General features: G+C 67.5%; 18 protein-coding genes. 4 read left to right on the top strand and 14 right to left on the bottom strand.

All coding sequences use genetic code 11. The features are described from left to right. From AC1DY5_RS19025 to crcB, 3 genes are all read right to left on the bottom strand, one after another. Positions 1-259 (bottom strand): universal stress protein (locus tag AC1DY5_RS19025; RefSeq protein WP_478113795.1); only part of this gene is annotated, 259 nt, incomplete at its 3' end. A gap of 36 nt (positions 260-295) precedes the next feature. Beyond that, positions 296-631, bottom strand: a complete 336-nt coding sequence (locus AC1DY5_RS19020) for a DUF190 domain-containing protein (RefSeq protein ID WP_478113793.1) — start codon at positions 629-631, stop codon at positions 296-298. Between the two features lie 47 nt (positions 632-678). Then, positions 679-1,068 carry a fluoride efflux transporter CrcB gene (gene crcB / locus AC1DY5_RS19015; protein ID WP_478113791.1) on the bottom strand — a complete coding sequence of 130 codons (390 nt, stop codon included), beginning with the start codon at positions 1,066-1,068 and terminating at the stop codon, positions 679-681. 234 nt (positions 1,069-1,302) lie between these two features. Between crcB and AC1DY5_RS19010 the strand changes: the two genes are divergently transcribed. The 3 genes from AC1DY5_RS19010 to AC1DY5_RS19000 are packed head-to-tail and all read left to right on the top strand — an operon-like array spanning position 1,303 to position 2,512. Beyond that, the gene (locus AC1DY5_RS19010; protein WP_478113789.1) at positions 1,303-1,605 is read left to right on the top strand and encodes an ATP-binding protein; all 303 of its coding nucleotides are present in this window, start codon (positions 1,303-1,305) and stop codon (positions 1,603-1,605) included. Continuing rightward, a complete protein-coding gene (locus tag AC1DY5_RS19005; protein ID WP_478113787.1) occupies positions 1,494-2,015 on the top strand; it encodes a PaaI family thioesterase in 522 nt (173 codons plus the stop codon). Before AC1DY5_RS19010 ends, AC1DY5_RS19005 begins: the two co-directional genes overlap by 112 nt. A gap of 17 nt (positions 2,016-2,032) precedes the next feature. After that, positions 2,033-2,512, top strand: a complete 480-nt coding sequence (locus AC1DY5_RS19000; protein ID WP_478113785.1) for a SixA phosphatase family protein — start codon at positions 2,033-2,035, stop codon at positions 2,510-2,512. 10 nt (positions 2,513-2,522) lie between these two features. On the opposite strand, the gene AC1DY5_RS18995 is transcribed toward AC1DY5_RS19000, so the two are convergent. Next, positions 2,523-3,155, bottom strand: a complete 633-nt coding sequence (locus AC1DY5_RS18995; RefSeq protein ID WP_478113784.1) for a glutathione S-transferase family protein — start codon at positions 3,153-3,155, stop codon at positions 2,523-2,525. A 33-nt stretch (positions 3,156-3,188) separates the two neighbouring features. After that, positions 3,189-4,064, bottom strand: a complete 876-nt coding sequence (gene yghU, locus AC1DY5_RS18990) for a glutathione-dependent disulfide-bond oxidoreductase (RefSeq protein ID WP_478113782.1) — start codon at positions 4,062-4,064, stop codon at positions 3,189-3,191. A 172-nt stretch (positions 4,065-4,236) separates the two neighbouring features. On the opposite strand from yghU, the gene AC1DY5_RS18985 reads away from it, so the two are divergent. Beyond that, positions 4,237-4,827, top strand: coding sequence for a DUF3237 domain-containing protein (locus AC1DY5_RS18985; protein ID WP_478113780.1), 591 nt, complete (start codon positions 4,237-4,239; stop codon positions 4,825-4,827). A gap of 9 nt (positions 4,828-4,836) precedes the next feature. Here AC1DY5_RS18985 and AC1DY5_RS18980 read toward each other — a convergent pair whose 3' ends face one another. From AC1DY5_RS18980 to AC1DY5_RS18940, 9 genes are all read right to left on the bottom strand, one after another. Next, positions 4,837-5,979 (bottom strand): autotransporter outer membrane beta-barrel domain-containing protein, encoded by a 1,143-nt coding sequence (locus AC1DY5_RS18980; protein WP_478113778.1) that lies wholly within the window; start codon positions 5,977-5,979, stop codon positions 4,837-4,839. A gap of 104 nt (positions 5,980-6,083) precedes the next feature. Further along, the gene (locus tag AC1DY5_RS18975; protein WP_478113776.1) at positions 6,084-7,013 is read right to left on the bottom strand and encodes a polysaccharide deacetylase family protein; all 930 of its coding nucleotides are present in this window, start codon (positions 7,011-7,013) and stop codon (positions 6,084-6,086) included. A gap of 4 nt (positions 7,014-7,017) precedes the next feature. Further along, positions 7,018-8,061 (bottom strand): bifunctional UDP-4-keto-pentose/UDP-xylose synthase, encoded by a 1,044-nt coding sequence (locus AC1DY5_RS18970; RefSeq protein ID WP_478113774.1) that lies wholly within the window; start codon positions 8,059-8,061, stop codon positions 7,018-7,020. A gap of 29 nt (positions 8,062-8,090) precedes the next feature. Next, entirely contained in the window at positions 8,091-9,020 is a 930-nt protein-coding gene (locus AC1DY5_RS18965; protein WP_478113773.1) for a formyltransferase, read from the bottom strand. After that, positions 9,017-10,009: a glycosyltransferase gene (locus AC1DY5_RS18960; protein WP_478113771.1), complete on the bottom strand. Its 993-nt coding sequence runs from the start codon at positions 10,007-10,009 to the stop codon at positions 9,017-9,019. Before AC1DY5_RS18960 ends, AC1DY5_RS18965 begins: the two co-directional genes overlap by 4 nt. Beyond that, positions 10,006-11,148, bottom strand: coding sequence for a DegT/DnrJ/EryC1/StrS family aminotransferase (locus AC1DY5_RS18955; protein ID WP_478113770.1), 1,143 nt, complete (start codon positions 11,146-11,148; stop codon positions 10,006-10,008). Before AC1DY5_RS18955 ends, AC1DY5_RS18960 begins: the two co-directional genes overlap by 4 nt. Next, a complete protein-coding gene (locus AC1DY5_RS18950; RefSeq protein WP_478113769.1) occupies positions 11,145-11,534 on the bottom strand; it encodes an SMR family transporter in 390 nt (129 codons plus the stop codon). Before AC1DY5_RS18950 ends, AC1DY5_RS18955 begins: the two co-directional genes overlap by 4 nt. Beyond that, positions 11,531-13,213, bottom strand: coding sequence for a phospholipid carrier-dependent glycosyltransferase (locus AC1DY5_RS18945; protein WP_478113767.1), 1,683 nt, complete (start codon positions 13,211-13,213; stop codon positions 11,531-11,533). The genes AC1DY5_RS18950 and AC1DY5_RS18945 overlap by 4 nt, the downstream gene beginning before the upstream one ends. 87 nt (positions 13,214-13,300) lie before the next feature. Continuing rightward, positions 13,301-13,744 carry a hypothetical protein gene (locus tag AC1DY5_RS18940; RefSeq protein WP_478113765.1) on the bottom strand — a complete coding sequence of 148 codons (444 nt, stop codon included), beginning with the start codon at positions 13,742-13,744 and terminating at the stop codon, positions 13,301-13,303. Between the last annotated feature and the right edge of the window lie 310 nt (positions 13,745-14,054).

The following is a 14,054-nucleotide window of genomic DNA, read 5'->3' as shown; positions in this document are numbered from 1 at the left end:
GTTCGGAACTGTTTCCCTCCAGCACTTCCAGTTCGAGATCGACCCGTGCCTCCGCGCCCTTGTCGCGTAGCGGCGCCAGACAGGCCCAGCACTGCGCGCGGGCCGCGTCCAGCGAGGCATGCGTCTCGACCTCGGCGGACCACGCCACGGCCACCACGTGTAGCGGCGCATGGGCCTCCCGAGCGGCTTCGATCGCGCGCTCGAATGCGATTTCCGAGCTTTGGGTTCCGTCATACGCGAGGAGGATCCTCCTGAACATGGCGCGTCTCCTTTCACTTTCAGTGTGCGCGGCCGGTCAGCCATCGCTCGATGCGACCGACCCGACGATCCCCATTTCCAGCGGCACCTTGATGTAGAAGAGCTGGAGCTTCTCGCCGTCTAGGTGGGCGAGAAAGCGCTGCGCCTCCTCCTCGCTCAGCGCAAACCCGATCTCCACCGGGAGGTCGCCGGCCAACTCGAAGAAGTGTTCCTCGTGCAGTCTGCCGTGGCGGCCGTAGCCGGCGATGGCCCGAAAGGCCGTGCCGCCGTGGACGCCCAGCTTCCTGGCTTCCTGGAGGATCCAATCGTAGGCCAGGATGCCGTGGTGGCGGCGGTTCTCCTGGACGTAGAACTTGAGGTAGATGCCTTGCATGGTGGCTTCCTTCGGCTCGAATCACTGGCTGCTCCACCGGGTCTCGGCTAGGCCCTGACAAAGAGCGCGTTCGCGATCAAGATTCCGATCCCGGTGAGGATCAGCGAGCCGGCGAGATGCGCGCTGGCGGCCCCCAGGGCCCACCAGTGCTGGTGCTGGCCGATAAGCGTCACGACCTCGACCGAGAACGTGGAGAAAGTCGTCAGGCCGCCCATGAAGCCGGTGATGATCAGGAGCCGCCATTCAGGCGCGAGGCCGCCGTTGTGAGAGAAGAAGGCGCTGGCCACGCCGACCAGCAAGCCGCCGATGAGATTGGCGGCCAGGGTGCCCAGTGGAACGGTCGGAAAGATCGGGTTCAGCCAGCCTCCCAGCCACCAGCGCAGCAAGGCGCCGCAACCGGCACCGCCGAAGACCGAAAGCACTGAAAAGCCGCTCATGTCGCTCCTTGGTCAAGGGAGCCGGAGCAACCGGTGCGGCAAAGGCGCATGAACTGCGCATCGACGATGCCCACGCCGGTCCACGCGGGTCCCGGGTCGCCATCATCTGCCCGAATGCGCCGTGAAGGAAGGGGCGGGAAGGCGCCGATTGCATCGCTTCGATGCGCACCGCGCGAGTCGGATGTGCAACTATGATGCTGGCGTTGGATCCCCATCGAACTCTTTGCGATCGGCATGACAAAAAGCAGGGTGCATCCCCCTCCGTCCTCKCGGCCGCCCCGCCCCGGCTGGCTGCCCGCCGTGGACCGCGCGCGTTGCACGGGCTGTGGCTGGTGCGTCGCCGCGTGCGAACCCCACCTGCTCATCCTCGAGATCGTCCAATGGAAGAAGTTCTCGACGCTGCGCGATGCGGACCGGTGCACGGGTTGCAGCGATTGCGCCGTGACCTGCCCCTTCCATGCGATCACGATGCGAAAGAGCGGGAACTTCCCGGCGGGTTCGACAATCACCGCAGTTCAACCAGCGAACAACCCATGAACGACGAACTGGACGCACGGATTCGCTCGGGCAAGGCACTGAGCGAATCGATGGGCAATTTCCACGTGACCGGATGGGATCCCGAGCGCAAGGTCCTGAAGGCCGCATTCACGGTTCGGCGCGAGTATTGCCACACCAACGGCACGATCGCGCAGGGCGGCTTCATCACCGCTTGGCTCGATGCGGCGATGGCGCACGCAGTCATTCGCGACACCGGGCATGCGCAGACCGTCTTCAGCCTCGAGATCAAGGTCAGCTTCTACGAAAAAGTCGGTCCCGGTGAAGGCTGGGTCGAGGGACGGGTGATCCGCCGCGGCAAGCGGGTCGCGTTCCTGGAGGCCGCGCTTTACAGCCCCGGCGGCAAACTGGCGGCGGAAGCCACGTCGACCGGCATACTGGCGGCACTCTAGTGCCTGCCCATACCATCGTGAAAACCTTGCTTCTGGTCCGACATGCGAAGTCGAGTCGCGACGATCCGTCCCTGCCCGACCGACTGCGGCCCCTGGACGATCGGGGCCGCCACGACGCTCCCATGATGGGCAAGCGCCTCGGCAAGCGCGGGCTGAAGCCCGACCTGCTCGTATCGAGCCCGGCACTGCGCGCGCTGGYGACGGCGCAGCTCATCGCCGACGAGATCGGCTGCCGGCGCAAGGACATCGTCGTCGACGAGCGCCTCTACGCCAGCAGCCCCGACGCCTTGCTGGCCGTCGTTCGCGCATTGAACGACAAGCTGAACTGCGTGCTGCTCTTCGGCCACAACCCCGAGTTCACCGAGCTCGCGCACCGACTGTCGAATGAGATCACCGACATGCCCACCTGCGCCATCGCCGAGTTCCGCTTCGACGCCAAGGCCTGGTCGGAAATCGGGGAGATCGGCCCGAAGAAGGTGAAGCTGGACGTGCCCTAGCTTAGCCAGGCTAGAGCGACATCGACGGCCGTTGCGCCATCGCAAGTCGCCAGCGCTGAAGGTGCGGGTGCTGTTCTCCGGGCTTGATCTTCACCACGCGCGCGAAATCGACGGCCACCACCGCGGTGATGTCGGCGATGCTGAATCGATCCGTGGCGATGAAGTCGCGATCGGCCAGGTGGTCGTTCAGGGTCATGAAGAACTGCTGCACCCTGGCCAGGCCACGCTGCGCCAGCTCGGGGATCTGCGCATAGTCCACCGGCCCGGGCAGGGCCCGATTGGCCATCGCGGGCGCGCTGTTGCGCACCGCCTCGGCGATCGAGAGCAGCCCCTCGAACTCGATGCGCCAGTTCCAGCTCGCGATCTCGGCCTTCTCCTGCGGCGTGCTCCCTAGTAGCGGCGGCTCCGGGAAGCGGGCCTCCAGGTAGGCGGTGATTGCTGCATTGTCGGCCAGCAGCAGCCCCTCGTCGTCTCGCAGCGCGGGCACGGTGCATTGCGGGTTCACCTTCTTGTAGGCGTCGCCGAGCTGCTCGCCTTTCCTCAGGTCGACCTGGACCGTTTCATGCGCAACGTCCTTTTCGGCGAGCAGGATGCGGGCGCGGCGCGGGCTTGGCGCCGTGGCGCAGTCGTACAGGGTGATCATCGTCGGAGCCTTCTTTGTGGAGGGAATGGCGCTTCAGCTCGGCGTCGCCAGCTTGTCCTGCGTTCGGGTGTCGAAGTCGGCCGCCTCATGGCGCTCGTGGAGCTGGCTGGACGGCTGGCCCCAGGTGCGGTTGACCATGCGGCCGCGCTGCACGGCCGGCCTCCTGGCGATCTGGTCGGTCCAGCGCAGCACGTGCGTGTAGTGCTGGACCTGCAGGAACTCGCCCGCCTCGTAGAGCTGGCCCTTGGCGAGGGTGCCGTACCAGGGCCAGACCGCCATGTCGGCGATCGAATAGTCATCGCCGGCCAGATATTCGCTCTCGGCGAGGCGGCGGTCGAGCACGTCGAGCTGGCGCTTGACCTCCATCGCATAGCGATCGATGGCGTACTCGATCTTGGCCGGCGCGTAGGCGTAGAAGTGGCCGAAGCCGCCGCCGAGGAAGGGCGCGCTGCCCATCTGCCAGAACAGCCACGACAGGCACTCGGCGCGCTCGGCGACGCGGGTCGGAAGGAAGGCGCCGAACTTCTCGGCCAGGTACAGCAGGATCGCGCCGGATTCGAACACGCGCACGGGCTCGGGACCGCTGCGGTCGAGCAGGGCGGGGATCTTCGAGTTCGGATTGACCGCGACGAAGCCGCTGCCGAACTGTTCCCCTTCGTTGATCCGGAGCAGCCAGGCGTCGTACTCCGCGCCGCGATGGCCGAGTTCCAGCAGTTCTTCCAGCAGCACCGTGACCTTGACGCCATTCGGGGTCGCCAGCGAGTACAGCTGCAGCGGGTGGCGACCCAGCGGCAGGTCCTTGTCGTGGGTAGGGCCCGCGATCGGCCGATTAATGTTCGCAAAGCGGCCGCCGTTTTCCCTGTTCCAGGTCCAGACGGTGGGCGGCGTGTAGGGCGGCGAGTCGTTCATGCGGGGATCTCCAGGCGAGGTGCGGCGGCACACGGTACCCGTGTAGCCGCTTGCCTGGGGACTGTACGGGTTCGTCCTGGCCTTCGATCGGACGCGCATTGCGGGTTTGCCCTAGGAGGAAGATCCTTCCAGCACCATTGAACTAGTTATTGTTAATAACTATAATCGCCCGATGACGCTTTCCACTTTCAATCGTTCTGGTCCAGCCTCCGTGGCTTCGCGTCGCGGCGTACTGATGGCCGGATTGGCGACGCTTGCCGGCCTGGATGCCGCCGTCGCCGCAGAGCCGCCGTCCGCGGCCCTCCCGGTGACGGAGACGACTTCTTCGATTCCGATGGCGTTGCCGAAGACGGAATTCGTCTATGAGGCCATCGTCGATCTCGCACCGACCTTGCAGCTCGGCATCTCGCCCTTGGGAGACCGCCGCATGGTGCCGATCACCGGCGGGACTTTCGAGGGGCCCGGGCTGCGCGGCATCGTGCTCGCGGGGGGCGCCGACAGGCAGCTCGTGCGCCGCGATGGATCGGTCAACCTTGACGCGGTGTACGAATTGCAGACCGACGACGGCGTCATGATCTCGGTCCGCAACCGTGTGCTGTCGCGGCGGCCGAAGGATGCCCCGGCCTATGTGTTCTCGACCATCGAATTGACGGCGCCGGAAGGGCGCTACGGCTGGCTAAACGATTTCGTCTATGTCGGTACGCTCAACAGCCTGCGTCCGCAACGCGCGGCGGTCGTCATTCGGGCCTACCGCGTCGTTTGACGCCGCTTCTCAGTCCCAGACGATGCGTGTCCCGGCCTGCACCGCCCAGGCCTGGTAGGACTGCTTGCCGGTTTGCCAACCCAGGGTGCCCCAGGCCGTCCAGCCCCGCTGGAACCTGGCGTCGATGCCGGCCTTAAGTTCGAAGCGGTCCGCGGGATAGAGGTACTTGGTCGAGACGTTGTTGGTGATCACCTCGTCGCCGAGGGCGTCATGCCACCAGTTCACGGCAGCGAACGGGCGCACCACGGCGCCGCCCCAGCCGAAGGATTCGCGTTCGGCGCGCACGCCCAGCCTCGACAGCCATCCGCCACGATGGGCGCCGTCGACCTGCAGGCCATCCAACTGGGTGACGCTGTAGGTGTGGTTGTGGTCGTAGACGAACTGGCCCTGCGGGATCAACGACCAGGCGCTGTCCTGCCACCGCATGACATAGCCGCCTTCGGCCGACAGGATGCCGGCGTGCGAGTTGTAGTCGACCCGCTCCCCCAGCAGGGTGTCGACGTGGTTGGAGAACCAGGCGTACTGGCCCCAGAGGTCGCTGTACCAGCCACTGCGGGTCTGGTCGTTCTGGTACCAGGTGCCGAAGGCGCCCAGGCTGAATCCGCTGGTCTTCCCCTGCGACTGGAGGCCGTAAGCCGTGCCCAGCGAATCGCTGCGCGTGGCGCCGTAGCCGAACATGGCGCCGATATGCATGCTGTCGGCGCCGCCGAACGGCGACCAGTGGGCTAGCGTCGCCGTGCCCTGCACCACAGCCGCCTTGCTGTCGATGTCGAAGTTGCCGTTGTCGCCGTGGGTCTGATCGCCGCTGCCGCTGACGCGCAGGTCGATGGGTCCTTTCGCGGGCTGCAGGCCGGTGCCCAGGGGCTGCCAGCCCCAGCCGCCCTGGCGGTCGTCCAGGCTGTGCACGAAAAGAACGCCCGACTGGTGCTGATTGCCGAAGTAGGCGCCGGTCTCGGGCCTGGCGCCCGGAGGGATCAGCGGCACCGATGCGCAGGGAGCCAGCAGCGACTGCGGCACGCATTGGGCCCAGGCCTCGCAAGCCGCGAGGCCGACGGCGACCGCGACCGCCCAGCGACAGCCATCGGCAACGTCGCGGCGCGACCGGACCCGTCGGCCGCCTGCCTGTTGTCGAGTTTCGGAAGGCTGACGCATGGGTCGCACTCCTTCGCTCCGGGCCGAAGCCGCAGTGGTCCTTCAGGCAACTCTAGGTTCCATCATGATGGCAATCTGAACGCATGGGAAGATGCGCGAGATCGTCATTGCGGGGGCGAGCCGGCCGCAAGCCAGGCCGGCCCCTGCACGGCCAGCAGCCCGGAGCGCCCCGCCACTTCGCCCTGCACCAGCCGATGGCGCGGCAGGGTCGCGGGGTCGGTCGACGCTGCAAGTTCCCCCAGCGTGACGAGCTGGTGTCCCTGGGCCTGCCAGCCCTTCAGCAGGCGCTCGAAGACGGGCATGAGCTTCATGCCCTCGAGCTCGGCGTGCAGCGTGTAGACCTGGTCGCGCTCGCACCCGGCGGTCAGCGCGAGCACATGGGCATGGACGTTCTGCGCATCGAGATCGTCGATGCCGATCAGTTCGTCGAGCGTGGGCAGCGTGGTCGGCCACTGCGGCGGCCCGATGGGACGTCCGTCGTCGGCCACCGGGACGAAAGGCCCCGTGCCGCGCGTATCCGACGCCACTTCGATCCCGAGATCGGTCTCGGCTTGCGCCGCGGCCGCATTGAACTGCCATCCGGCGGCGCCATGCAGCCGCGGCGCAGAACCGAAGATCTGGGTGTGACGATCCACGGCCCGCCACATCTCGCGCGTGGTCCAGGCGGGGTCGCGTCGCATCAGGTGGTCCTGCCAGGCGATGTGGTCCCAGCAATGCACCCCGACCTCGAAGCCGGCATCGCGTACCGCGCGCAAGGTCGAGGCCTCGCGCCGGCCGATGTCGGGTCCCGGCAGCAGGCTGCCGTACAGCAGGGTGCGCAGCCCGTAGTGCTCGAGCACCGAGGTGCGCGCCACCTTCTGCAGGAAGCCGGGGCGGAACACCCGCAGGATGGCCCGGCCGGTGTGGTCGGGCCCGAGGCTGAACAGGAAGCTGGCCCGCGCGCCGGTGCGCTGCAGCAGCGCCAGCAGCGGGGGTACGCCTTCGCGGGTGCCGCGCAGGGTGTCGACGTCGACCTTCAGTGCGATGCGCGCCATCGCCTCAAAGGGCCAAGTCCGCGGCCGCCTCGACCTCGTCCCGGTAGTAGGCGAACAGACTGGCCAGGGCTTCCTGCATGCCGACTTGCGGGCTCCAGTTCAGGTCCTTCATGGTCGCGCGGATGTCCGGCACCCGGTGGGCCACGTCCTGGTAGCCGCGGCCGTAGTAGTCGGCCGACGAGACTTCGACCAGGCTGACCTTTTCGGCGGCCTCGCGGTACTCGGGCAGCGTACGCGCCAGTGCGAGCATCATCTCGGCCAACGCGCGGATCGAGTGGTTGTTGGCCGGGTTGCCGATGTTGTAGATCTTCGAGTCGGCCACGCCGCCTTCGTTGGCGATGATCTTGACCAACGCCGCAATGCCGTCGTCCACGTAGGTGAAGGCGCGTTGCTGGCTGCCGCCGTCGACCAGCCGGATCGGCTCGCCGCGCACGATGTGGCCCAGGAACTGGGTGATCACGCGGCTCGATCCTTCCTTCGGCGTGTGCAGGCTGTCGAGGCCGGGCCCGATCCAGTTGAACGGGCGGAACAACGTGTAGCGCAGGCCTTCCTGCAGGCCGTAGGCGTGGATCACGCGATCCATCAGCTGCTTCGCGGCGGCGTAGATCCAGCGCGGCTTGTTGATTGGCCCGTAGACCAGGTTCGACTCCTCGGGGTCGAAGGCCTCGTCGGTGCACATGCCATAGACCTCGCTGGTCGACGGGAACACCACGCGCTTGCCGTACTTGAGGCACTGCCGCACGATCGGCAGGTTGGCTTCGAAGTCGAGCTCGAAGACGCGCAGCGGCTGCTTCACGTAGGTCGCCGGGGTCGCGATCGCCACCAGGGGCAGGACGACATCGCACTTCTTCACGTGGTATTCGATCCATTCCTTGTTGATCGTGATGTCGCCTTCGAAGAAATGGAAGCGCGGGTCGCCCAGCCACGGCGTGACGCGATCCGTCTGCATGTCCATCCCGTAGACGTGCCAGTCGGTGGTTTCGAGGATGTGGCGCGTGAGGTGGTGGCCGATGAAGCCGTTGACGCCGAGGATGAGGACTTTGAGCATGGTGGGGCAATCCGTGGTGTGGGAAAGAATCAGGTGTCGGTCGGCACGCAGCGCGCGCCGAAGAGGCGTTCGAAGCCGGCCGCGTAGATCGCGCCGGCATCGCCCTGTGCGGCGAGCACTTCGAGTGCGCTGCCGTCCGCTGCCAGCAGCCAGAGAGCGCCGGCCTCACTCGCCAGGCGCAGGGCTTGGCCGGGCTCTCGCCGCGGCCGTTCGGCGAACCGGGTCCGGTCGATCCGGATGCGCCGTCCGCCGAAGTGGCAGAAGGCGCCCGGGTAGTAGGGCGGCGCGAGGGCACGCACCAGGTTGTGGATCTGCAAGGCGTTCGCCGTCGGCGGGATCAATCCGTCCTCCGGCTTCCGGCCGCCGAAGTACCGGCCCTGGGAGAGGTCCTGCGGCCGCTCGACGGCGGTCCCCGCCAGCAGCCCTGGCAGGCTTCGCGCCAGCGCGATCTCGGCCGCAACGACCACCTTGCCGAAGACTTCGTGCGCGGTGTCGTCGATCAGGATCGGCACCGCGCATTGATCGACGATGGCGCCGTTGTCGGGCTTCTCATTCATGCGATGCAGGGTGGCGCCCGTCTGCTTCGCACCCTCGATGACGGCCCAGTTCACGGGCGCCCGGCCGCGGTATTGCGGCAGCAGCGAGCCGTGCATGTTGTAGGCGCCGCGGCGCGGCAGCTGCAGCCATGGTGCCCTGAGCATCTGGCGGTAGTAGAACGAGAAGAGGAAGTCCGGGTCCGAGGCCTTCGCCTCGGCCAGCAGCTCCGGCAGATGCGGGTCGGCCGGCGTCACGCAGCGCAGGCCGTGCAATGCCGCCGCCTCGGCCACGCTGGCGAACCAGATGGCCTCGCCGGCGGCGTCGGCGTGCGTGACCACCAGCGGCACTTCAACGCCGGCGTCGAGCAGCACGCGGAGGCAGCGCACGCCGACGTCGTGGTACGCGAAGACGATGGCCTTCATGGGCGCTTGCGCTCCAGCACGGCGTTGATGACATAGCGAGGCCGCGCCCGCACCTCCTGGTAGATGCGCCCGATGTACTCGCCCAGCAGGCCGATGCCGAACAGGGCCAGCSCCATCAGCAGGAACAGCAGCGCGAACAGCGTGAAGACGCCGCCTTCCTCGGGCCCTAGCACGATCCGGCGTGCCGCCAGGATCACGAACAGCAGCGCGGACAGCATCGACACCGCGATGCCGAGCAGCGAAAAGGCCTGCAGCGGCAGCAGCGAGAAGCCGGTCACCAGGTCGAAGTTGAGGCGCACCAGGCTGTAGAAGGAGTACTTCGATTCGCCCGCATGCCGCTCCTCGTGGCCGACCACGACTTCGGCCGGATTGCGCGAGAACTGCAGCGCCAGCGCGGGGATGAAGGTGTTCATCTCGTTGCACTGGTTGATCAGCTGGACCACGTTGCGGCTGTAGGCGCGCAGCATCGAGCCATGGTCGGTCATCACGATGCCCGTGAGCCGATGGCGCAGGCGGTTCATGGCACGCGACGCCCAGCGCCGCCAGGCCGAATCCTGGCGGTCGCGCCGGATCGATCCGACGCAGTCGTGCCCGCGGTCCATCGCGTCCAGCAGCAGCCTGATGTCTTCCGGCGGGTTCTGCAGGTCGGCATCGAGGGTGACGATGCGCTCGCCCTGGCAGTGCTCGAAGCCCGCCAGGATCGCCCGGTGCTGGCCGAAGTTGCCGTTGAAGAGAATCACCCGCGTGACGTCGGGGCGGCGCTCGAACTGCGCCGCCAGCAGCGCGGCGGAGCGGTCCCGGCTGCCGTCGTTGATGAAGATCACCTCGTAGCTGAGCCCGAGCGCATCGAGCGCCGGATAGAGGCGATCGAACAGCGCCGCCAGGCCCTGCTCCTCGTTGTAGACCGGAATCACGACGCTGAGCTCGGGCCCGTCGCTGCGGACTTCGGTCTCGTCGTCGAGGCTGGAAACCGCCTTCAGTACCGTCATGGCCGGACACCCCGCAGATGGGCCGTCACCTCGGCCACGCAGTCGCAGACGCGGTCGACTTCGGCGTCCGTCATGGCGGGAAAGAGCGGCAGCGTGACCGTGCGCTCACCGATGTCCTCGGCCACCGGGAAATCGCCGCGGGCGTGGCCCATGTTCCGGAACAGCGAGAACAGGTGCATCGCGGGATAGTGCACGCCGACGCCGATGCCGCGCTCCTTCATGGCGGCCAGGAAATCGGCGCGCCCGGGGGCCAGCTCGCGTGGCAGTAGGGGTTGGAACATGTGCCAGTTGCCATTCAGCTCCGGGTCTTCGGGGGGCAGCTCGAAGCCGAGCGACCGGTCCCAGCGCTCGAAATAGCGCTGCGCCAGTCGACGCCGGCTGGCGTTGAAGGCATCGATGCTGCGCAACTGCCCGAGGCCGATCGCCGCCGCGATGTCGGTCATGTTGGCCTTGGCGCCCCAGGCCTCCACCTCCATGCCGCCGCCGGGCAGCCGCACGACCCCCTGCAGGCGCAGCCGCTCGAAGCGCAGCGCTTCGGCGTCGTTGTTCAGCACCAGGCAGCCGCCCTCGCCCGAGGTCATATTCTTGTTGGCATGGAAGCTGAAGGACACCAAGTCGCCGAAGCTGCCGATCTCGCGCCCGCCCCACTGTGCACCGAAGGACTGCGCGGCATCCTCGACAACGCGCAGTCCATGGGTTGCGGCCAGGCGATTGAGGCGTGCCCGGTCGACCGGCAGGCCGGCCAGGTCGACTGGCAGCAGCGCGCGCGTGCGCGGCGTGATGGCGGCCTCGACGCGGTCGAGGTCGATGTTGCGGGTGCGTGCGTCGGCATCGACGAACACCGGCGTGGCGCCGACCGCCAGCACCACGTTGGCCGTCGCGACCCAGCTCAGCGGCGTCGTGATGACCTCGTCGCCGGGGCCGATGTCGCACAGGCGCAGCGCCAGCTCGAGGGAGGCGGTGCCGGAGTTCACCAGGCGCACGGGCCGGCCGTCGAAGCGGCTGGACAGGGCGGCCTCGAGTGCTTGGCACTTCGGGCCGGTGGTGAGCCAGCCTGAGCGGAGCACCTCGGACACCTCGGCGATGGTCCGTTCGTCGATCGACGGACGGGTGAAGGGAAGGAATGGGGCTGCGCTCATTGGGTGCTCCCGCTGCGGGCCACCAGGACCACGCCGACCACAATGACCGCGATGCCGAGCCAGCGCTGGGCGTTGACCTGTTCGCCGAAAAGCCACCACGCGAGCGCCGCATTGACCACGTAGCCGATCGAGAGCATCGGGTAGGCGATGCTCACTTCGACCCGCGACAGGGCGACGATCCAGACCACCACGCTGATCGCGTAGCAGGCCAGGCCGCCAAGGATGCCGGGGTGCTGGGCCAGCCCGGTCGCGCTGCGCCAGAGCGCGGCACTGCCGTCGGACATGGATATCTCGCCGACGCTGCGCGCGCCGGCCTTTAGCAGCAGTTGGGCTGCAGCGTTGAGCAGCACGCCGCTCAGCACCCATGCGAAATCGATGATCTTCATTGTCTGGCCACCACCACTCGTCGTTGATCCTGATAAATGACCCGCATCGGAATCCCGCGCTGGTTCATCGCCAGGAAGCTGGGAAAGTCCATGTAGGCGGCCGCCTGCGGCAGGGCCAGCCAGCGGGTCGCGAATTCGTCCAGCGACTCGATCGAGCGGCCGGGCTCCAGCACCTGCCCCATGGCGAACTCGTCCTGGTAGTTCACCAGCGTGACGTCGCGTCGCAGGTAGAAGGGCAGTGTCTGATCATAGATCCCGACGGCGAACATGGGCGCCCCGGATTTCAGCACCGGCTCCAGTGCCGACACGAATGGCGCCGAGCTCTTGAGTTGCCCGAAGGGGTTGTGGGACGCCATCACGATCGCCATCGCGATGACGTGGCCGAGCGCCAGGCTGGCGACGGCCAGCGTGACGCCGCGGCGCCGCAGGGCCCACCAGGCGAAGGCCGCGAACGCCAGGAAGACCGCGGCGCCCCAGCGGATCCCGGCCCCGAGCTCGGTGAAGATCTCGGCCGGCGTCGAATAGGAGGCCACACGGGCCCTCTGCGTCGCAACGATCAGGGCCACGGCCCAGGCCAGGATCGGAAACAGCAGGTGGCGGCGCAGCACGCGCGGGCTGGCCTGCTGAAGGCGCAGCCCGATGAGCAGCGCCAGCGCCGGGAATATCGGCAGGATGTAGGAAGGCAGCTTGGAACCGCTGGCGCTGAAGAACAGCAGCACGAAGACCGAGTGGACGAAGAGGATGTCGGTCGGCGCGATGCGTCGTGGCGACCCGTCGTCGATGCGCCGGGGCCAGAGCCAGGGCAGGGCGCTGGTCCATGGCAGCATGCCGCCGAGCAGCAGCGGGAGGTAKTACCACCAGGCGCCCTCGCGTTGGTGCACCTTCGTTAGGTAGCGCGCGAAATGCTCATGGATGAAGAAGAACTGGGCGAAGCTCGGGTTGCGCATCGAGACCAGCACGAACCACGGCGCTGCCAGCAGCAGGAAGATCAGCAGGCCCGAGACCCAGTGCATCCGGCGCCAGGGACCGAAGTCACGGCGCCAGAGGCTGGTCAGCAGCAGGGTCGCGCCCGGAATCAGCAGCCCGACCAGCCCCTTGCTCAACACCGCGCCGGCCATCGCGGCCCATGCGAGCCAGACCCAGTTCCTGCGTTCCGTGGGCGTGGCGGCGACGGTCTCGGCGATCAGCACGGCGCACAGGGCGATCGTGAGGAACAGCGTCAGGCCGGCATCGAGGGTCAGGAAATGGGCGTTGCCGAAGACCCAGGTCATCGATGCGGCGACGGCCAGGCTGCGGATGCCGGTCTCCCTGCCCCAGAGCCGCCAGGCCGTCGCGCCGACCACCAGCACCGTGAGGAAGCCGGCGAGCCCGGGCCACAGGCGGGCGGCGAAATCGTTCAGGCCGAACAGCTGCAGGAACAGGGCGCTGACCCAGTACTGCAGCGGCGGCTTCTCGAAATAGAGCAGGCCGTTCAGGCGCGGCGTGACAAAGTCGCCACTGCGAAGCATCTCCCAGGCGAGGCTGGCATAGCGGCCCTCGTCGGGACCGATCAATGAACGGGTGGACAGGGAGCCGAACCAGACCACTGCCAGCACGGCAAGCAGCAGCACCAGCACTGCAGGAGAGAGCGGCCGCTCTGCCGCGAGCGGCGTCGCGCCGCTGTATTTGACTTGATCCATCTGATAATTCATGAACACGTTGGGATGTGCCTCGGGAGCAGCGCTCCGTTGCACGACAGGCGCCATGGCGCCCCGTTTCGATGAAGATCAGCGTGGGGGAGCCGTCTCTGGCGGACGACTTCGCCAGAGCGCCGTCAGCGGCGGGGCGCCGCTTGCGGGCGGTACCTTGAAGGCCGGTGTGCGCGACAAGGGCCAGACCCGGCGACCGGGCCACACGGTCAGGGGCGCGATCAGCAGCACCAGGCCGAGCAGGGCGGCAAGGCCGCTCAGGAAGGCCAGCGGTGAGTCGATGCTGGCGCCGGCGGGGACGAACAGCGTGACCTCGAGCGCCATCGGTGCCTTGGCGTCTTCGTCCGGTTGGAACCGGGCGGTCTCGCCGAAGGATCGGACGCTGAGCTGATGTTGCGGGACGATGCCGTCATCGTCGAAGTGCACCGAGAGGAAAGGCTGGGCGGCGCTCAGCGCCACCAGCAACGCCCACCACCACGGGCAAAGCCTAGCGAGACGTCGAAGAATGCGCTGCGTCAACATTGGTGCATGCTACGCGCTTCACCTGTCAGAAACCTGAACGAGCGGGCGCGCCGCCTGTTGGCGGGGATAGTGGGGGTGTTCAGGGAGCAGGAATCGTAACGCCCCGCATCACTTTCATGCAATCCTGCGGGACGACCGAGCGCTAGGCGCCTTCCGGCCCGCGCACCAGCCGCAGGAACAGGAAAACGATCCACGGCAGACTGAGTCCGATGGCCGCATCGCGGGTGGCCGAGTTGACGCTGATAGCCACCAGCAGCGTCAGCATCGCGACGAAGGCCAGCCGGCCGGTGAGGTCGCATCGCCGCCAGGC

Source organism: Variovorax sp. P4_D9 (assembly GCF_056401695.1).
This window is presented reverse-complemented; position numbering and strand designations above follow the sequence as displayed.